Here is a 19,308-nt window from a genome sequence, read left to right as displayed (position 1 = left end):
TCAACAAATGCAGCAACATGGATTGTCCCAACCGACGAAGCGAATGGCGATGAAGCGCGAACCGATTCTCGAATGCGATGTACTGGTGCTGGGTTCCGGCGCGGCGGGACTGGCTGCCGCGGTGACGGCAGCCACGCAAGGGCTGCGCGTGATGGTGGCCGAGAAGGCCGACGTGTTCGGCGGCACGAGCGCATGGTCGGGCGGCTGGATGTGGATTCCGCGCAATCCGCTCGCGACGCGCGCGGGCATCGTCGAAGAATCCGAAGCATCGCGCACCTATCTGCGCAACGAACTCGGCGCGCACTACGACCCCGAGAAGGTCGACGCGCTGCTCGAACACGGTCCGGAGATGATCGAGTTTTTCGAGCGCGAGACGGCGGTGCGTTTCATCGACGGCAATCGTATTCCCGACTTTGATACGACGCCGGGCGCGATGACGGGCGGCCGCTCGGTCTGCGCGATGCCGTTCGATGGCCGCGAGCTCGGTGCGCTGATCGAGCGCTTGCGTCCCGCGCTCGACGTCGTGACGCTGAAGGGCATGGCGATCGCGTCGGGCCAGGACCTCGCGCATTTCTTCAACGCGACGCGCTCGCCGCGTTCGGCCGTGCATGTGCTGCGCCGGCTCGCCGCGTTCGCGACAGACAAGTTCCGCTATGGCCGCTCGATGCATCTGGTCAACGGCAATGCGCTGGTCGCGCGTCTGCTGAAGTCGGCGCATGACCGCGCGGTCGATTTGCGTACCAACGCGAAAGCGGTTGCTTTGCTGCGCGAAGGCGGCGCCGCGAGTGCGCGCGTCACCGGTGCGCGCGTCGAGATCGACGGTGTCGCTCACGAGGTGCGCGCAGCGCGCGGCGTCGTGCTCGCGTGCGGCGGTTATCCGCATGACGTTGCGCGGCGCGCGCAAACCTTCGCTTATACGCCGTCGGGTCGCGAGCACTGGTCCGCCGCACCACTGACCAATACCGGCGACGGCATTCGTCTCGGCGAAGCGGTCGGCGCGCATTTCGACGCGTCGCTGGAAACGCCGGCGGCGTGGGCACCGGTGTCGCTGGTGCCGCGCAAGAGCGGCGAGGCCGCGGTCGCGTTTCCGCATCTGATCGAGCGCGCGAAGCCGGGCGTGATCGCGGTCACGCGCGCGGGCCGGCGCTTCGTCAACGAAGCGTCGTCGTATCACGACTTCATCAATGCGCTGATCGGCACGACGCCGGCGGGCGACGAAGTCTGCGCATGGCTGATCTGCGATCACCGTTTCCAGCGCCGTTACGGGCTCGGCTTTTCGAAGCCGTTTCCATTCCCGACCGCGCCATATCGCCGCTCCGGTTACCTGCGGCGCGCGCACAGCCTCGCCGAACTCGCAAGCCAGTGCGGCATCGATCCCCAAGGACTTCAAACGACGGTCGCGGCCTACAACAGTTACGCGAAAGACGGCTTCGATCCGCAGTTTCACAAAGGCTCGACGCCATACAACCGCGTGCAGGGCGATGCACGCCACAAGCCGAACCCCTGCAACGCGCCGCTGGAACACGGTCCGTTCTATGCGGTGAAGCTGCTGCCGGGCAGCCTCGGCACGTTCGCTGGCCTCGCCACCGATGCCGCCGCGCGCGTGCTCGACGACGCGGGCCGGCCGGTGCCGGGTCTGTACGCGGTCGGCAACGATAGCGCGAGCATGATGGGCGGCTGCTATCCAAGCGGCGGCATCACGCTCGGACCCGCGATGACTTTCGGCTACCTGGCTGGGCTGTCGCTCGCCGGCGCGGCGCAGGCCGATGGTCTGGCCCGTGCCGCGCGCACCGAATCCACTCCGAATTCCTCCATCCCGTTACAAGGACGCATCTGATGACTCTCTACGACCTCGTTACGCTCAGCGTCAAGATCGGCGCCAACGCACAGGTGTTCGAAAACATCCAGGCCCATGGCGACGCACCGGGCTCGAAGCTGCTCGGCTGCTGGTACTCCGATATCGGCGTGCTCGGGCAGGTGCTGGTGCTACGCGGCTTCGATTCCGAAGCGTCGCTGATCGCGGAGCGCAAGCGTATGCTGCTCGAAGGCAATCCGTTCGGCTGCGGCGAATTCGTCACCGACGTGAAGATCGACAGCTATGCGCTGTTCCCCTTTTTGCCGCCGATCGAGCCGGCCGTGCATGGCGGCATCTACGAGATGCGCGTGTACGGCACCAAGCTCGCGAGCCTGCAGCACACGATCGACGCCTGGGAAAAGGCGGTGCCCGAGCGCACGCGGCGCTCGCCGCTCGTCGGCGCGATGTATGCGCTCGACGGCGCCGTGCCGCGCTTCCTGAACATCTGGCCGTATGCGAGCGTCGACGAGCGTTGGCGAATTCGCGCCGAAGCGGTGAAGGACGGCATCTGGCCGCCGAAGGGCGGGCCGGCCCATCTGACGACGATGGAGTCGACGATCTGTGTGCCGGCGCCGTTCTCGCCGCTGCGCTGAACTCGAGGAGACGACATGACTCAGCCCAACTCGCGCGCGCTGTCGCTGTCGGCGTTGACCGTGCTCGAACTGAGCCCGCCGCAGATGGTCGAGTGCGCCGCGCAAGCCGGCTATGACTACGTCGGCCTGCGCCTCGTGCCCGCCACCGATCACGAGGTGCGCCACGACATCATTAGCCCGGGCGCATTGAAACGCGAAACGCTCGCGCGTGTGCGTGATACCGGCGTCAAGGTGCTCGACGTCGAAATTCTGCGCCTGAGGCCCGACACCGACGTGAACGCATTTCTGCCGATGCTCGACACCGCCGCCGAACTCGGTGCGCGCTACGTGCTGGTCGCTGGCAACGATCCCGACGAAGCGCGCACCGCCGAGCGGCTCGCACAATTGTGCGAGCTGGCCGAACCGCGCGGCCTCGCGCCATCGCTCGAACCAATGCCGTGGACCGACGTGAAGGACGTCACACAAGGCGCGCGCATCGTGAAGGCGGCCGCGCGGCGCAACACCGGCCTGATCGTCGATCCGATCCACTTCGATCGCGCGGGGACGTCGACGGGTACGTTGCGCGCGTTGCCGCGCGAGTACTTCGGCTACGTGCAGTTCTGCGACGCGCCGGCCGAGCGGCCAACCGATCTCGACACGCTGCTGTACCAAGCGCGTTGCGAGCGCATGATTCCGGGCGAGGGCGGCCTCGATCTCGCCGGCATTCTGCGCGCGCTGCCCGACGACCTGCCGATCAGCCTCGAAGTGCCGACGCAGCAATGGGCGAAAACCGCGTCCGCGCTCGAACGCGCACGCAGGCTGCGCGAGGCGACGCTCGCTCTGCTCGAACGGACTTACGCGGCGACGCCGTCATCTATCACGTCATGATGTAACCGCAAACCGCAGTTCACCCCCGGCTGGTCTTCACGAAAGCGCACGGCAAAGAGGCGCGAGGGACCGGCTTGCCCAATCGATCACGATGAAAGGTCAGGAGACAGCAGGCATGGAACCTTCAAGCAAGGCGCCGCGGCACGGCGCGTCCGCGTCGCGCGCACTCGACGTACAGCAATGGCTCGACGAACGCCGTATCGGGCGCTTTCAGATTCTCGTATTGCTGATGTGCATGTTCATCGTCACGCTCGATGGGCTCGACACCGTGATGGTCGGCTTTATCGCGCCGGCGTTGTCGAGCGCGTGGGCGATTCCGCGCGATGCGCTCGGCCCGGTGATGAGCGGCGGCCTGCTCGGCCTCGCGTTCGGCGCGCTGTGCGCGGGGCCGCTCGCGGACCGCTTCGGCCGCAAGACCGTGATGACCTGCGCGGTGCTGTTCTTCGGCGTGTGGAGTTTCGGCTCCGCGTTTGCGACGAACATCGGCGAGCTGACCGTGCTGCGCTTTCTGACCGGCCTCGGGCTCGGTGCTTCGATGCCGAACGCGGCGACGCTGATGGCCGAATACGCGCCGCAGCGCTGCCGCGCGTTGATGGTGACGACCGTGTTCTGCGGCTTCACGCTCGGCGCGGCCGGCGGCGGCTTTATCAGCGCATGGCTGATCGCCGCGCACGGCTGGCGCTCGGTGCTGATTCTCGGCGGCGTGCTGCCGGTGTTGTACGTGCCGTTGATGATTCGCTGGCTGCCGGAATCGGCGCGCTTTCTCGCGCTGAAGGACGCGCGGCGCGCGCGCCTCGTCGCGGTGCTGAACCGCATCGAGCGCGGGATCGCCGACCACGCGACGCGCTTCGTGGTGCCCGCCGTCGCGCAGCAGGCATCGAACAGCGAGCGCAGTCCGGTGCGGCTGATCCTGTCGCGCGATTACGCGTTCGGCACCGTGATGCTGTGGATCTGCTATTTCGCGGGACTGCTGACGGTGTACCTGCTCGGTAGCTGGCTGCCGACGCTGATCCGCGGTGCGGGCTTCACACTCGGCGAGGCAGCGCTGGTCGGCGCGCTGTTTCAGGCGGGCGGCACGCTCGGCTCCCTCGCGATCGGCTGGCTGATGGACCGCTTCAACGCGCACCGCGCGCTCGGCGCAACCGTGTTCGCGGGCGGCGCGCTCGCGTGGGCGATGGGGCTGCCGGGTCACGGCATCACGATGATGGCGGTGCTCGCGTTCTGGATGGGCTATTGCATGAACGGCTCCAACACCGGGTTCTGCGCACTGGCGGCAAGCTCGTATCCGACGCGAATGCGCGCGACCGGCACCAGCTGGATGCTCGGCATCGGCCGCTTCGGCGGGATCGCGGGCGCGATGCTCGGCGCCGGCATGCTGCACGCGAACTGGGGCTTCAGCCAGGTGTTCACTTCGCTCGCCTTGCCCGCGGCGGTCGGCGCGGCGGCGGTGCTGCTCAAGGGCGCGCGGCATCGCGGGCCGTTGCTGCGCGTGAGCGCGGGCATCGGGCATTGAGCGCGCCGGAACCCGCGCCCGTCGTGCCCTTGAATTCCGATGTGGAATCATGTTCTCATGTGGGATTCGAATCGAATGAGAGTGGATCATGGCGGGGAATCTCGAGCGGGCGCTGGCCATCATCGAATTGCTGGCGAAGCAGGGCGGCAGCATGCAGCTGGCCGCGATCGCCGACACGCTGAACATCCCGCGCAGCGGCACGCATCGGCTGCTCGCGGAACTGAGCGACGAAGGCTACGTGCGTCAGGATGAGCACGGCGAGTATGTGCTTGCGCTGAAGCTGGTGTCGCTCGGGCTGATGTGGCTGTCCACGGCCGGCGTGCTCGATATTTCGCAGCCGGTGCTGGATCGGCTCGCGAGCGCGTCGGGCGAACTCGCGCGCCTGGGCGTGATCGAGGACGATCACATCACGTTCGTCGGCAAGGCCCAGGGGGCGCGCTCCGGGCTGCGCTACGACCCCGACATGGGCAGCAGTCCGCCGCTGCATTGCACTGCGAGCGGCCAGGCGTGGCTCGCGAGCATGAGCGACGAGGAAGCGCTCGAACTCGTGTCGCGCCAGGGCGGCATCGGCAAAGCTGGCCCGCGCGGGCCGAAGGCGCCGAAGACGATCCAGCAGTTTTTGCAGGACCTGGCCGGCGCGCGCAAGCGCGGCTACGGCATCGCGAGCGAAACCTACGAGGCGGGCATGACGTCGATGGCGGCCGCGATCCGCCATCCGGTGACGGGGCTGGTGGTCGGTACCGTCAGCCTCGCGGGGCCGACGAGCCGCCTGCCGGACGCGCGGCTCAAAGAGCTCGCGCCGGCGCTGCTCGAAGCCGCGTCGGACATGAGCGCGGCCACCCTCAGCTCGCCGTATTTCAAGCGCACGCCGCGCGTCGCGCCGGCAGTGGCGGTCGTGCGGCCGGTCGAGCCGAAGCGCAAGGGGCGGCCGCGCGCGGCTTGAGCGCTGCCATCCCAATCCATCCGCAAGTTTCACGACCTGAGCAGCGGGCAGCGCACCAGCTCGTCCGCTGCTTCGCGCAGCCGGGCAGTCCCGCGCGCCGAGCCGTTTCGGCATGCAAAGACGGCCATACCAGTCGGCATTTCTGACGCAAGCGTCCAAATTTGAGACGCACGGTCAAGCCGTGCGCCAAAAACTGCGCTAACGTCACACGCGCAGATTGCGGATTGCTTTCGGTTTGAGCGATCGGGGCGGCGAGGTCATCGGGCCAACAGCAGGACGCGGGGGAGCGAAGATGAGCCTTACGAGCAGGCAAACAGCCGCGCAACGCGGCGGGCGGCTTCCGGCGAAGTTCGCGGATAGCCATTTGCAGCATCTCGAGAGTGTGCTCGGCTACGCGACGCGCAAACGCGCGACGCAATCCGGTGAACTCGACCACGTCTATTGGGAGCGGCGCATTCGCGCGCTCGAGGATACGCATCATCTTGTCGATAGCCAGCGCTCGCGCATTGCGAAGCTGCGCGACTTGTTGCGCCTGCGGGCGCAGACGCAGGCCATCGTCGTGCGGCGCACGGCGGTCTGAGATGTCGGGGTGGTCCGCGAGGACCGAAAGAAGTGCAGGGGAGGAGAGCACCGTCGACGCCGCCCGGCGCCGACGTCAAAAAAGCAGAACCTGAGAGAAAAGCGGCGATGACGCGAACGGGCCCGCAGAGGCCCGTCGCGCATCCGCCCGAGATGGCCGCCGGATTCAAAATCCTGCCTAATCGCGCGCTATTTTTCAGATCAATTAACTCTTTCTAAATCGCCTTTTCTCAGTAATTCTGACTGATTTTAATTGGGGTGCGGTTAGATATAGACATTCAAAACACGCGCCGCTTTTTACACTGATAAACTGTGCGGCGGAGCCAATGCGGCGACGCCTTTCGCGCGCTCGCCGCGTCACCCTTCCGGCGTGTCGACGGCCGGATAGACGGTACAAAGAGGCCTTTTCCGCGAATTTGACAGACGCGTAACCCGGGCATACTGCCTTCGGCAACCGCGGCTCACCGGGACGCACTTCTCGTCGTCCTTCTGGATTGTCCTTTAAGCCACCTCCGTGTGGCGCTTCGCCTCAGCCGATTTTCCGCAGACTCCACCTTCCGCTTTCGACAGGTAATTTTGACAGACAGCTTGATTAAGTAAGGGCTTGTTCAGTCCTCATTTTGGAAATGACTCATGAAGCCGGGAAATAATTCGCTTGGGAAGAAGCGCGCACGCAAAATTGCGGTGGCGGCTGTGGCGGTGCTGATCGCCGTGCTGGTCGGTTGGGGCGTCTGGTATTTCCAGCATCGCGCCGAGCCGCAGGCGCCCGCGTTGAGCGGCATTGCGAGCCAGATGCGTGACGATGCATCCGCGTGGACGCATCAGGAGAAGGACGCGTCGACGATGCTGCGCGACATTCACGATGCGAACGTCGCGGCGATCGGCGTGAGTCCCAACGCGATTCTGGTGTCGCTGCGCGACGGCTCGAAGTACTTCGTCACCGATCACAACGCCACCTTCTCGCACGCGCTGCTGCTGGGCGAGCGCTCCGACGCCGCCGCGTATCAGCTCGTGTGGCTGCCCGACGTCGATATCCACAGCGATGGCGCGCGCTGGACGCAACTGTTCGAGCAGTTCCGCGACGCGCTGAGCGTGCTGCTGCCGCTCGCGCTGATCGGCGGCATGGCGTGGTTCATGCGGCGCGAAATGAAGGGCGGCGCGACGCTGCTCAGCGAAACGCCGACGCTGCGTTTCGACGATGTGATCGGCGCGAACGAAGCGAAGGCCGCGCTCGCCGACATTCGCGGTTACCTGTCCGATCCGAAGCAGTTCTCGTCGCTGGGCGTGCGCGCGCCGTGCGGCATCCTGATGGTGGGCGCGCCCGGCGTCGGCAAGACGCGGCTCGCTCAGGCGCTCGCCGGCGAATGCGGCGCGAATTTCATTTCGATCACCGGCAGCTATTTCAGCGCGAAGTACTACGGCGTCGGCATCCAGAAGGTGCGGCACCTGTTCGAACTCGCGCGCAAGAACGCACCGACGGTCATCTTCATCGACGAAGCGGACGGTCTCGCGAAACGCACCGATACCGGCGGTGGCCCGGTCGAAGCCGAAAGCAACCGGATCATCAACCAGCTGCTCGCGGAGATGGACGGCTTCGAATCGAACGAGGGCGTGATCGTGGTGGCGGCGACCAACCATCCCGACAATCTCGACGAAGCGTTGCGCCGCCCCGGCCGTTTCGATCGCACGGTGCAGGTGCGTCTGCCGGACCGCGAAGACCGCGCGAAGATTTTCCGTTTCTACGCGCAGCGGCTGAAGTCGAAAGCGGCGGACATCGACTACGACCAGCTCGCGCGTTTGACCACTGGACTGTCGCCGGCTACCGTCGCGATGGTCGTGAATCAGGCCGGGCTGATCGCACGCAAGGCGGGCGACAATGAAATCGCTGCGAAGCACTTCATGGAAGCGATCAAGATCGCGCGCATCGGCGACGTGAGCGGCGCCGAGCGCGCGCTCACCGAGGACGAGCGCAAGCGCATCGCGGTGCATGAGGCAGGTCATGGTCTGGTCGCCGCGCTTCTCGGCACCGGCGTGCTCGAGGAAGTGACGATCCTGCCGCGCGGCGGCGCGCTCGGCGTCGCGCTGATCACGAAGGCGCAGGACAAGCACCTGTACCGCGAAACGGAGATCCGCAACGAAATCCAGGTGCTGCTTGGCGGACGCAACGCGGAGATTCTGATGTTCTCCGAAGCATCGAGCGGCGCTGCATCGGACTTGCAGGAGGCCTCGCGCATCAGCCTCGACATGGTGTCGAAGTTCGGCTTCAACAGCGACGGCGATCTGTTCAGTCTCGCGGCGCTGCCGTCGCAGTACGCGGGCCTGCAGATGAAGAGCGCAATCGAGCATGCGAACGTGCTGCTCAAGGAACTCAACGAACTGTGCTACGGGCTGTTGCACGCCTACGAGCCGGTACTGCGCGACATTTCGGAGCAGTTGCTCGAGCACGAGACCGTGCCCGGCGACACTGTCTATCGGCTGATTGCGGAGCACAAGAGCACGTTGAAGATCGTGCATGAGCCCGCGGCGGCCTGACGGTCGCTTCGCAGCGCTACGCGAAGTCGGACGATCCCGGGTCGGGCACGCCCGGCGGCGCATCGGTATCACCCAACGGGTTGCCGCCCCCTTGGCCGGATATGCTCGGGTCCGGTTCGGGGGTTTCGCCTTTCTTCGGCAGAGGCTGGTCGAGGCCCGGTTCGACCGGAGTCGGGATTGCATCGCCGATGGGCTTCGAGACCTCGGCGGGTGGACTGCCGGGATCCTCGTCCGCTGGGCGATCAGGCTCGTTCGGGGAATTGGCGGTGTTCGACACAATGCTCTCCAGTTGCTGAAGATAAGCCCTCGGGTCGCAATGCGCGTGCCACGGTCCCGTGGCGGATGTTTGATACAGGCGTTCTTCTATCGTTTGGCCGGTTCGGTCACGTGGAGTGCATCAGGTGAGGGGAGGCCGCTGGGTGAGGCCGAATGATGGCGTGATCCGCGTAGCTGCAGAATCGGCGCCTCGATCAGCCGCCACGACAGCAACGCAATGCCTAGCGAAATCGCAAACGATGCGACGACGCCGAGCATATGTGCCCAGATCGGCACGGTGCCGCCGGACAACGCTTCGGCATGACGGTTGCGCGTCAGATCGGGGATCAGGTTGTGATACAGATAAAAGCCGTAACTGATGCGCCCAAGACCGGCAAGCCAACGCGTCTGCAGCAGACCCATCACGGCAGCATTGCGGCAACACGCAATCGACGCCACTAGCGCCGCAATACCGATTCCGTACATTGCGCTGATCGCGGTAAACAGCAACGGATCGTCGAGCGTGTTCCATCTCGGCTCGGCCGCGCACAAACCGATCACGACGAGACTCAGCGCGAACAGCGTCAGGCCATGACCGAGCCAGGCACGCACGCGGCCGCGATCGTCCGCGATCACCAGGCCACCGATACCGCCTAACGCGAGAAGCCAGACATTGCTCAACGGGTGCGTATAGATGGTGATCTCATCCCAATGCGCGGCGCGCATCGCGAACAACCCGGCAAGACCGAGGGCCACGATCGCGCAACATGCCGTTCGATGTCGCCGCGCGGAGAGCAGCAGCAAAAGCGGCGCAACCACGAGATAGAACTGCTCCTCGATCGCGAGGCTCCACAAGTGCGAATAGCGGCCCGGCCAGTAGCGCAGCACCGAGCCGATCCAGAAGTTGGACAGATACGCGAAGTGAAACGGCATGCCGCTCGCGAGTTCCGGATTCGCGAGGCCGAAGGCCATCAGCACGCACATCACGACGAGCATCAGGTAATAGATCGGAAAGATGCGCACCGTACGACGAGACAGAAAGCGTGCGAGTTCGGCGCCGAAACGGCTGTCGCCTGATTCAATGCGCGCGCGTTGCGACGACAGGATGCCGATGATCAGAAAACCGCTCAGCGCAAAGAAGATCCACACGCCGAGATGCCCGATCTCGCCGATGTCGCCGAATAGTCGATGCTGCAAAAACACCATGAGCACGGCGATCGCGCGCAACCCATCGAATCCGGCAATTCTGTTTTTCATAAACCTCTATTCGCAAAGCGGCTGAAAAGCACGAAAACATCGTACGGGGAAAAAATGCGAAAAAAATCGCCGCGCGCGTTCGATGGTTTTTTTTCTAGGCTTGTGTTCGCCCATCAATTGCGGGCGTCCTTGTTTCGTGCATGAAAGCCGCAAAACTTTCCGCGCGTTCGTTAAAGACGCACCGAGTATTACCAGTCGCCAACGACTCGATTTCAATCAGGCGATGCGGGGGAACGAATTAGCCTTTTGCAGTTCGCACGGCATTGGCCGCTGACGCGTGGCCATTCACGTTCTTGCGTGCGCTCGGCGCGCGCATTCTTCGAGAAGACGAATGGAAACATCTGGCCGTGGTCGTGGACGATCGGTCGAAGTCGATTTCTTTCGCGGTATCGTGCTGATCGTCATCGTGCTCGATCACATTCCCGGCAGCACGCTATCGCATCTGATGCTGCACGCGTACGCATTGTGCGATTCAGCCGAGGTGTTCGTGTTTCTGGGCGGCTATGCATCGGCGGCGGCGTATACGGCGGTGCTTGCGCATCGCGGCGAACACGCGGCGCAGATGCGTTTCGTCAAACGCTGCGGGGAAATCTATCGCGCGTATCTGTTGACGGCGATGCTGATGCTCGTGTCCGGCGCGGTTCTCGCGCGGCTCGATCTGAATCGGGCGATGGTAGAAATGACTGGCTGGCCGCCGTTCGCGTTGCAGCCGTGGCATGAGGCATTCGATATCGCGCTGTTACGCCGGCAGCCGTATCTGTCCAGCGTGCTGCCGATGTACGTGCTGTTCGCGCTATGTGTGCCGGTGATGGTGCCGCTCGCGCGCCGCTCGGTATCCCTCGCGCTTGCGGTGAGCCTCGCGGTGTGGGCCGTCGCGCGGCCGCTTGCCGCGTTATTCAGCATTGACGATGTCGCCGGCTGGGCTTTTAATCCGTTTGCGTGGCAGCTGATGTTCGTACTCGGCATGCTGTGTCGTGTGCAGCCGATCAGCGAACGTTTTCATGCGAGCTCCGCCGCCCAGTGGTTCACGCGCGTCGCGGTCGTTACGGTGCTTGCCTTCGCGATCGTCAAACTTTTCGTGCTGACGCAGCCTTTGCCCGGCACGCACAAACAGAATCTTTCAATGGAACGTGTGATCAATTTCATCGTCATCGCGTGGCTCGCCGCCCGGTTCGTGCGGATGGGCAGCATCGCGTGGCTCGCGAGGCGGCTGCCCGCCGTGGTGACGGTCGGGCGCGCCGGACTGGTGTGCTTCGTCACCGGCACGCTGGTGTCGTTGATCATCGACACGGCGACACCGCACACCTTTCATGGTTTTCGCGCGGTGCTGGTCGGGCTCGGCGGCGACCTCGCGGCGATCGGCGCGCTGCTGATGATCGCGCGCGGCTGGAGCGGCTGGAAGGCGCAGCAGCCGGGCGCGCAGGCGAAAGGCGCGGGTTGCGGATGACTCGACGCGAGCGCCGTGGGCGCGTCACGACTACGATGCGCACCACGCGCAAGCTCATTGGACTCGCAACCATGATGAGCGTCGTCGTGCTCGCGTGGCTTGCGATACTTCGCACGGCCGCGCAGGCCAAAGAAACACCGTTCGCGATGCACTGCGCGGAGTTCGCGGGCGCGGTGCTGTCGCCCGAACTGATCGAGATGCCGACGGCGGGCGCGCTGATCGAAAGCGCGGCGATGATCGGCGCGACCGCGCAGGGCAATCAGCAAGGCGGCGAGTATTGCCGCATCACGGGCCGCATCAAGGCACTGAATCCGACGACACCCGACATCCGCTTCGATCTGAATCTGCCGCGCCGCTGGAATGGCCGCGCGTTGCAGATCGGCGGAGGCGGATACAACGGCGTGGTCGTCAGCGGCATTGGCGTGATGCCGTTCTCGCCGGATCGCGCGCCGCTCGCGCAAGGCTATGCGACGTTCGGCGACGACTCGGGGCATGTCGGCGATTCGTCGCTCGCGCAGTTTGGTCTCGTCGATGAAGCGGTGACGAACTTCGGCTACGCGCATCTGAAGAAGACCCACGACGTCGCGCTCGCGCTGATCGCGAACGCGTACGGCAGGCCGCCGCAGCGCATGTATTTTGGCGGCGGTTCGACGGGTGGCCGCGAAGGCTACACGGTGATGCAGCGCTTTCCCGACGACTACGACGGCGTGATCGCCAATTCGCCCGCGCTGAATTTTTCCGGTGTGCGGCTGATCGGCGTGAAACTCGGCCAGGCCGAATACGGCACGCCGGGTGGCTTCGTGCCGCCGGCGCTGCTCGAAGCCGTCCATCAACGCACGCTCGAGGTATGCGACCGGCTCGACGGCACCGCGGATGGCATCGTCAGTGACGTCGAAGCCTGCCGCGCGCACCAGTCGCAAATTATCGATTCGCTGCGCTGCGCGCTGCGGCCTTCATCGCACGATGCGTGTCTGACCGACGCGCAATTGGCCACCTTGCTGGTGATGCGCGATGGGCTGTCGCTGCCGTATCGGCTCGCGTGGGGCGTGAGCGGCTATCGCGGCTACAACGTGTTCCAGGGCACGCAACTGACCGGCGCGCTCGGGCTCGCGCATCAACCGCGGCGTCAGCCGGTGCCGACGTTCGGTGCGAATGGTTATCTGTTCGCGCAAGGGGACGGCTATCTGCGCTACTTCGTCGCGCGCGACGCGCAGTTCGATTCGTTCACGTTCGATCCGCAACGGCCCGGTAAATATCGCTCGCAACTGATCGCGCTGTCGGCCACGATCGGCTCGATGAACCCGGACCTGTCGCGCTATATCGCGCACGGCGGCAAGCTGATCACGCTGCAAGGCCTCGCCGACGAAGTGATCAGCCCGAACCAGACGATCGCGTATCACGATGCGCTGATCGCGCGTTTCGGCAAGGAAGAGGTCGATCGATTCATGCGGCTCTACATGGTGCCGGGGTTTCAGCATGGCAGCGGCGTGTTCATCCCCTCGGTCGATCTGCTCGGCGCGCTCGACGCATGGGTCACGCGCGGCGTCGCGCCCGAAACGCTGACGGCCACCGATCTCGCCGCGGCGACGAATGGACGTTCGCGGCCGCTGTGCCGCTATCCCGGGTTTCCGCGTTATATCGGCAAAGGCAATGTAAATCTGGCGAGTAGTTTTGTCTGTGTGCAGCCTTGAGGTCTGAGTCGTCGCAGCGCTATGTCGACGAGCGGGCCGCACAAAAAAAACGGCGACGCGGCAACTCGATGCCGCGTCGCCCGGTGAAGCTCAACGGCCGTTATTGCCCGTTCTGCATCCTGCCGTTGTTCATGTCGTTGTTCATGTTGTTGCCGGTTCCGTTCATGTTGTTGCCCATGCCGCCTGTCGAACCACCGGTCGCCGGGCTATTCGGGGTCGCGCCGGTGCCGGTGCCCATCCCGCCGCCGGTGCCCGTCACACCAGGCGAACCGTAGCCGGAGCCGGTGTTGCCCGGCGTGCGGACCGAGCCCGGGCCGACGCCCGGAGTGGCCGTACCGCCCGCGCCGCCGGTCGTGCCGCCACCGGCGCCGATGCCGGTGCCCCCCGCGCCACCGCCACCGCCGCTCGTGCCGCCGGCAGCACCGCCGCCCGCGCCTCCTGCACTACCGCCGGCGCCCGCGCCGCCAGCGCCGCCCGCCTGCGCGTATATGCCACCCGACAACGCCATCACGAGCGCGGAAGCAAAGATTGTCCTGGTCATGCGTTTCATGATTCACCTCCACGAAAAGGGTTGGTGCCATGTGAACCTCGCAAGGGGTGTGCCTCGGGGTTCATCGGCCGATGATCGGCGAGACCGCCGCGATGGCGCGTGTGCTCGACGCTGAAACGGTGAGCCCGGCGAGCGAACTCGCGCGCAACACGCTGACGTATGGCCGCGGCGGCGAGGTCTACTCCTGCACGGTGCAACGCAATGGCCGCATCGGTCCGCGGCTCGCCTTCATCGAACAGGGTCCGGGAATTGCTGATCTTCAGGTGGCGTTGACCGACGGTTTCACGAGCCGCAGCGGATTGGGCGAGGGTCTGGGCGGCGCGCGGGCATTCTCCTACGGACACGCCTTTTCATGACCGATGCGAACGCGAATCTGATCCTCAACGTCGACGATAACGAAGGCGCTCGTTACGCGAAAACGCGCATTCTTTCGCGCGCGGGCTTCATCGTGATCGAGGCCGGCAACGGCGCCGAAGCGATCGAGCGCGCACGCATTTCGCAGCCGGACCTCGTGCTGCTCGACGTCAATCTGCCCGATCTGAACGGCTTCGAAGTGTGCCGCCGCATCAAGGCCGCGCCCGAGACCTCGGGCGTGCTCGTGATCCACACGTCGGCGGCGGCGGTGCAGAGCATGGACCGGGTGCGCGGCCTCGAAGGCGGCGCGGACAGCTATTTGACCGAGCCGGTCGAGCCGGCCGAGCTGATCGCGCAGGTGCGCGCGCTGCTGCGCGTGCGCCGCGCGGAGGGCGCGTTGCGCGAGAGCGAAGAACGCTTCCGGCAGATGGCCGAGAACATCGACGACGTGTTCTGGATGCTCGACCCATCGAGCGCGCAACTGCTGTATGTGAGCCCCGCGTATCGACGTCTGTGGGGCGACGCGGCGCACGAGCCGACGCCGAGCGGGCGCCACTGGGCCAACCACATTGATCCGCAGGACGAGGCCGCGGTCGAGGCCGCGTATCGCGCGCTCGCGACCGGTGTCGCGTACGAGATCGAATACCGGATCGTGCGGCCCGACGGCGAGACGCGCTGGGCCGTCGAGCGCGGCTTTCCGGTGCGCGACGCGCGCGGGCGCATCTATCGGCTCGCCGGCATCGTCAACGATATTTCGGATCGCAAGGCCAACGAGATGGCGTTGCGCGACGCCGATCGCCGCAAGGACGAGTTCCTCGCGATGCTCGCGCACGAGCTGCGCAATCCGCTCGCGCCGATTCGCAACGCGATCGAACTGCTCGACCCGAGCCGTGCGCCGTCGCAGCAAAGCTTCGAGGCGATGCGCGCGGTGATCGGGCGCCAGGTCAAGCATCTGAGCCGGCTCGTCGATGATCTGCTGGATGTTGCGCGCATCACGCAGGGCAAGATCACGCTGCGCCACGAGATCGTGGAGCTGGCCGCCGCGCTCGAGGCCGCGATCGAAACCGTGCGGCCCGCGTTGAATCGCAAGGGCCATACGCTCACCACCGATCTGCCCGGCGAGCCGCTGTTCGTCGTCGGCGACGGCGTGCGGATCGCGCAGGTACTCGGCAATGTGCTGTCGAATGCGGCGAAGTACACGCCGCAGCGCGGCGACATCCGCATCGAAGTCCGCGAAGCGGGCGACGACGTGCTGATCAGCGTACGCGACAACGGCGTGGGCATCGGCGCCGAAACGATCCCGCACATCTTCGATCTGTTCGTGCAATCGGAAATCTCGATCGAACGCTCCGAAGGCGGCCTCGGCATCGGCCTGCCGCTCGCGCGTACACTGGTCGAGTTGCACGGCGGCCGGATCGAGGCGTTCTCGGCGGGATTGGGGCGCGGCAGCAAGTTCGTCGTGCGTTTGCCGCTGACGCGGCTTGCCGACGCCGCGCAAGCGTCGACGGCGGCGCCCGAAGCCGTGCCGGGCCACGGCGGCGAGGCGCTGCGCGTGCTGCTCGTCGACGACAGCGTCGATGCGGCGCTCGCGTTGTCGCTGGTGCTGCAGGCGGACGGGTACGCGGTGCGCGTCGCGCACGAAGCCAACACCGCGCTAGAACTGGCCGCGCACTTCCAGCCGCAGATCGTGCTGCTCGACCTCGGCCTGCCCGGCATGGACGGCTTCGAGCTCGCGCGGGAGATGCGCCGCCGTCCGCCCACCGTGGGCGCGCTGCTGATCGCCGTGACCGGCTATGGCCAGGCCACCGACCGGCAGCACTCGCGCGAGGCCGGCTTCGATCATCATCTGGTGAAGCCGGTGTCGGTCGAGGAAATCCAGAATGTGATCGCAAGCCGCTTTCCGGGCGCGCAACACAGCGCGTCGGCGTAAAAGGCTGCCATCAGTAAGCCGAACTATCCCGCGCCGTGGCGAATCCGCGGCGGCGTGCTTTCGTGCTCTGCAGGCTTTCCCACTTTCCATTACATTGCGGATGCGGCGCGTCCGTTCGCGCCGGTTTCCCTCATTCAACAGCGGTGTCTGCCATCATCGAGTCCATGCAGCCAATCGTTTCGGTCACGAATCTGTCGAAAACCTATGCCAGCGGTTTTCGGGCACTGAAGAACATCAATCTGGCGATCCACCGTGGAGAAATCTTTGCGCTGCTCGGGCCGAACGGCGCGGGCAAGACCACGCTGATCAGCATCGTCTGCGGCATCGTCAACGCGAGCGAAGGCAGCGTGACGGTAGACGGTCACGACATCGGCGCGAACTATCGTGCGGCCCGCTCGCTGATCGGCCTCGTGCCGCAGGAGCTGACCACCGACGCGTTCGAAACCGTCTGGGCCACCGTGTCGTTCAGCCGCGGCCTGTTCGGCAAGCCGAAGAACCCCGCTTACATCGAGAAAGTGCTGCGCGACCTGTCGCTCTGGGAGAAGCGCAACAACAAGATCATCACGCTGTCGGGCGGCATGAAGCGGCGCGTGCTGATCGCCAAGGCGCTGTCGCACGAGCCGCGCGTGCTGTTTCTCGACGAACCGACCGCCGGCGTCGACGTCGAGCTGCGGCGCGACATGTGGAAGCTCGTGCGCTCGCTCGCAGAGAGCGGCGTGACGATCATCCTGACCACGCATTACATCGACGAAGCGGAAGAGATGGCCGATCGCATCGGCGTGATCAATGCGGGCGAGATCATGCTGGTCGAAGAGAAGACCGAGCTGATGCGCAAGCTCGGCACCAAGCAGTTGACGCTCCAACTGGAGTACCCGCTCGACGATGTGCCGGCTGCGCTCGCAGGCTACGGGCTCGCGGTCGCGAACGGCGGCAACGAGCTGATCTATACCTACGAAGGCGAGGGCGGCCGCACCGACATCATCGCGCTGCTGAAGTCGCTCGACGATGCCGGCATCCGCTTCAAGGACCTGCACACCACGCAGAGTTCGCTCGAAGACATTTTCGTCAGCCTGCTGCGGGGGAACCCATGAACATCTACGCAATGCGCGCAATCTACAAGTTCGAAATGGCGCGCACGTGGCGCACGCTGATGCAAAGCATCATCGCGCCGGTCATTTCCACTTCGCTGTATTTCGTCGTGTTCGGCTCGGCGATCGGGTCGCGCATCAAGGAAGTGGAGGGCATCAGCTATGGCGCGTTCATCGTGCCGGGGTTGATCATGCTGTCGCTGCTGTCGCAAAGCATCGCGAACGCGTCGTTCGGGATTTACTTTCCGCGTTTCACCGGCACGATCTACGAGCTGCTGTCGGCGCCCGTATCGTATCTGGAGATCGTCGTCAGCTACGTGGGCGCGGCGGCCACCAAGTCGATCCTGCTCGGACTCATCATTCTCGCGACCGCCGCGCTGTTCGTGCCGTTGCAGATCATGCATCCGCTCTGGATGGTGCTCTTTCTCGTGCTGACGGCGGTCACTTTCAGTCTGCTCGGCTTCATCATCGGCATCTGGGCCGACAGCTTCGAGAAGCTGCAACTGGTGCCGCTGTTGATCGTCACGCCGCTGACGTTCCTCGGCGGCGCGTTCTATTCGGTCGACATGCTGCCGCCGTTCTGGCGCGCCGTCACGCTGTTCAATCCGATCGTCTACCTGGTCAGCGGGTTTCGCTGGAGCTTCTTCGAGTTGGGCGACGTCGGCGTCGGCCTGAGTCTCGGCATGACGCTGCTGTTTCTCGCGGTGTTCCTCGTGATCGTCGGCTGGATCTTCAGGACCGGCTATCGGTTGAAAAGTTAGCCGCCATATCCCCGGCTGAAATGAGGAGAGGGCGCGACAGCGAAAAGCCGTCGCGCCCTCTTCATCGATACGCGGTGACGCCGGCTACGACAGATACGCCTGCGCGACATTGATCAGCTGCACGCGATTGCGCACGTTGAACAACTGCCGCAAGCGCCGCAGATGATAGTCGACGTTATGCGGCGAGAGCCCGAGGAAATACGCGATCTCCTTGTCCCGCTGCCCCTGCACGACCGCCTTCAGCACCGCATGCTGCAGCTTGCTGAGCGCGATGCGCTGCTGCTGCGCGGGCGCGATGCCGATCACGCTTTTCGCGTGGGTCCAGATGAACTCGTGAATCGAGTGCGCGAACATCAGCGTTTCCGCGACGATCGATTCGGTCATCCAGCGCGGGTTGCCGATCGCCGAGTTGAAGCACAGGCTCGCGCTCAGCTCCGGCTCCGGCAGCGGCATCTGCGTGAGAATGCCGCTCTTGCGCCCGGCTGCTTCCAGCATGTCGATCAAGGCGCCAAGCCGCTCGCTGCGCAACTGCGCGCGCGGCAGATCGGCGCGCAGATCGGCGGTATTCCACAAAAACGGCATGCCGGTCGGCGACGCGTGCGCGACGCGCGGATCGAGCTCGAAATAGCGCTCGCGGAAATAGCGCGTGAGCCATGCCTGCGATTCGTAGCTCGTCAACACGAACATCGTCTTGTGATGCGACGACGTGCGCGTGGCGGTATAGCTGAACGAGTCGAAGCCCAGTTGCCTGATGCGCTGGCGCACGAACTCCATGCGGTGCTGCGCGCTGCCGAACCGTCCGAGCGGACTGATCAGCGGCGCGGCCCGGCGCGCCGCGGGCGACGGCGTGCCGATCTCTTCCTCGGTAAACAGAGTCAGAAAGCCACTGCGCCCCGCGCCATTCGCGGTGCGGGGAGACATCTTCACTGCTTCAGCCGCGTGGGCTGATTTCGCGGCGTGCCGCGCGCCGGCCGGGTAAGCCGGTTGGGCGGATGCCGCTCTCGGGTGTACTGCCGACGCGTGCCCGGCTTCGCCTTGCGGCGAGCCGTTCAGCCATTGCGGCAGCGTATCGCATTCATGTTCCATGAAACGG

The 19,308-nt window shown here is 65.2% G+C and carries 17 protein-coding genes; 13 read left to right on the top strand and 4 right to left on the bottom strand.

Features of this window, described 5'->3' with window-relative positions:
* The first annotated feature begins 49 nt into the window (after positions 1-49).
* The 7 genes from ACLFKU_RS29905 to ACLFKU_RS29875 all read left to right on the top strand — a co-directional run bounded on the left by ACLFKU_RS29905 (position 50) and on the right by ACLFKU_RS29875 (position 8,882).
* Complete coding sequence (locus ACLFKU_RS29905) at positions 50-1,837, top strand: FAD-dependent oxidoreductase (protein WP_410851497.1); 1,788 nt, start codon at positions 50-52, stop codon at positions 1,835-1,837.
* Entirely contained in the window at positions 1,837-2,448 is a 612-nt protein-coding gene (locus ACLFKU_RS29900; protein WP_410851496.1) for an NIPSNAP family protein, read from the top strand. Before ACLFKU_RS29905 ends, ACLFKU_RS29900 begins: the two co-directional genes overlap by 1 nt.
* A gap of 15 nt (positions 2,449-2,463) precedes the next feature.
* Entirely contained in the window at positions 2,464-3,315 is an 852-nt protein-coding gene (locus ACLFKU_RS29895; RefSeq protein WP_410851495.1) for a sugar phosphate isomerase/epimerase family protein, read from the top strand.
* Positions 3,316-3,430: 115 nt separating this feature from the next.
* Complete coding sequence (locus ACLFKU_RS29890) at positions 3,431-4,828, top strand: MFS transporter (protein ID WP_410851494.1); 1,398 nt, start codon at positions 3,431-3,433, stop codon at positions 4,826-4,828.
* A gap of 88 nt (positions 4,829-4,916) precedes the next feature.
* Positions 4,917-5,771 carry an IclR family transcriptional regulator gene (locus ACLFKU_RS29885; protein WP_368584635.1) on the top strand — a complete coding sequence of 285 codons (855 nt, stop codon included), beginning with the start codon at positions 4,917-4,919 and terminating at the stop codon, positions 5,769-5,771.
* A gap of 292 nt (positions 5,772-6,063) precedes the next feature.
* A complete protein-coding gene (locus ACLFKU_RS29880; RefSeq protein ID WP_368584636.1) occupies positions 6,064-6,351 on the top strand; it encodes a hypothetical protein in 288 nt (95 codons plus the stop codon).
* Between the two features lie 632 nt (positions 6,352-6,983).
* Positions 6,984-8,882 carry an ATP-dependent metallopeptidase FtsH/Yme1/Tma family protein gene (locus tag ACLFKU_RS29875; RefSeq protein WP_368584637.1) on the top strand — a complete coding sequence of 633 codons (1,899 nt, stop codon included), beginning with the start codon at positions 6,984-6,986 and terminating at the stop codon, positions 8,880-8,882.
* Positions 8,883-8,898: 16 nt separating this feature from the next.
* On the opposite strand, the gene ACLFKU_RS29870 is transcribed toward ACLFKU_RS29875, so the two are convergent.
* Both ACLFKU_RS29870 and ACLFKU_RS29865 read right to left on the bottom strand, forming a co-directional pair.
* The gene (locus ACLFKU_RS29870) at positions 8,899-9,159 is read right to left on the bottom strand and encodes a hypothetical protein (RefSeq protein WP_410851493.1); all 261 of its coding nucleotides are present in this window, start codon (positions 9,157-9,159) and stop codon (positions 8,899-8,901) included.
* Positions 9,160-9,245: 86 nt separating this feature from the next.
* Positions 9,246-10,394, bottom strand: coding sequence for an acyltransferase family protein (locus ACLFKU_RS29865; RefSeq protein ID WP_410851492.1), 1,149 nt, complete (start codon positions 10,392-10,394; stop codon positions 9,246-9,248).
* Positions 10,395-10,725: 331 nt separating this feature from the next.
* Between ACLFKU_RS29865 and ACLFKU_RS29860 the strand changes: the two genes are divergently transcribed.
* Entirely contained in the window at positions 10,726-11,841 is a 1,116-nt protein-coding gene (locus ACLFKU_RS29860) for an OpgC domain-containing protein (RefSeq protein WP_410851491.1), read from the top strand.
* Positions 11,838-13,532 (top strand): tannase/feruloyl esterase family alpha/beta hydrolase, encoded by a 1,695-nt coding sequence (locus ACLFKU_RS29855; protein ID WP_410851490.1) that lies wholly within the window; start codon positions 11,838-11,840, stop codon positions 13,530-13,532. The genes ACLFKU_RS29860 and ACLFKU_RS29855 overlap by 4 nt, the downstream gene beginning before the upstream one ends.
* A 100-nt stretch (positions 13,533-13,632) precedes the next feature.
* On the opposite strand, the gene ACLFKU_RS29850 is transcribed toward ACLFKU_RS29855, so the two are convergent.
* Positions 13,633-14,082 (bottom strand): hypothetical protein, encoded by a 450-nt coding sequence (locus ACLFKU_RS29850; RefSeq protein ID WP_368584641.1) that lies wholly within the window; start codon positions 14,080-14,082, stop codon positions 13,633-13,635.
* Positions 14,083-14,153: 71 nt separating this feature from the next.
* Here ACLFKU_RS29850 and ACLFKU_RS29845 point away from each other — a divergent pair, with 71 nt between their 5' ends.
* From ACLFKU_RS29845 to ACLFKU_RS29830, 4 genes are all read left to right on the top strand, one after another.
* Complete coding sequence (locus tag ACLFKU_RS29845) at positions 14,154-14,438, top strand: hypothetical protein (protein ID WP_410851489.1); 285 nt, start codon at positions 14,154-14,156, stop codon at positions 14,436-14,438.
* Positions 14,435-16,366 carry a response regulator gene (locus tag ACLFKU_RS29840; protein ID WP_410851488.1) on the top strand — a complete coding sequence of 644 codons (1,932 nt, stop codon included), beginning with the start codon at positions 14,435-14,437 and terminating at the stop codon, positions 16,364-16,366. Before ACLFKU_RS29845 ends, ACLFKU_RS29840 begins: the two co-directional genes overlap by 4 nt.
* Before the next feature lie 164 nt (positions 16,367-16,530).
* Positions 16,531-17,457 carry an ABC transporter ATP-binding protein gene (locus tag ACLFKU_RS29835; RefSeq protein WP_410851487.1) on the top strand — a complete coding sequence of 309 codons (927 nt, stop codon included), beginning with the start codon at positions 16,531-16,533 and terminating at the stop codon, positions 17,455-17,457.
* Complete coding sequence (locus ACLFKU_RS29830) at positions 17,454-18,215, top strand: ABC transporter permease (protein WP_410851486.1); 762 nt, start codon at positions 17,454-17,456, stop codon at positions 18,213-18,215. Before ACLFKU_RS29835 ends, ACLFKU_RS29830 begins: the two co-directional genes overlap by 4 nt.
* Before the next feature lie 84 nt (positions 18,216-18,299).
* On the opposite strand, the gene ACLFKU_RS29825 is transcribed toward ACLFKU_RS29830, so the two are convergent.
* The gene (locus ACLFKU_RS29825) at positions 18,300-19,301 is read right to left on the bottom strand and encodes an autoinducer binding domain-containing protein (RefSeq protein WP_410851485.1); all 1,002 of its coding nucleotides are present in this window, start codon (positions 19,299-19,301) and stop codon (positions 18,300-18,302) included.
* Positions 19,302-19,308 lie beyond the last annotated feature (7 nt).

It is taken from the genome of Paraburkholderia sp. EG304 (assembly GCF_046543485.1).
Classification (GTDB): Bacteria; Pseudomonadota; Gammaproteobacteria; order Burkholderiales; family Burkholderiaceae; genus Paraburkholderia; species Paraburkholderia youngii.
The sequence above is the reverse complement of the archived record's forward strand: the minus strand, read 5'-3'. Positions and strand labels throughout refer to the sequence as shown.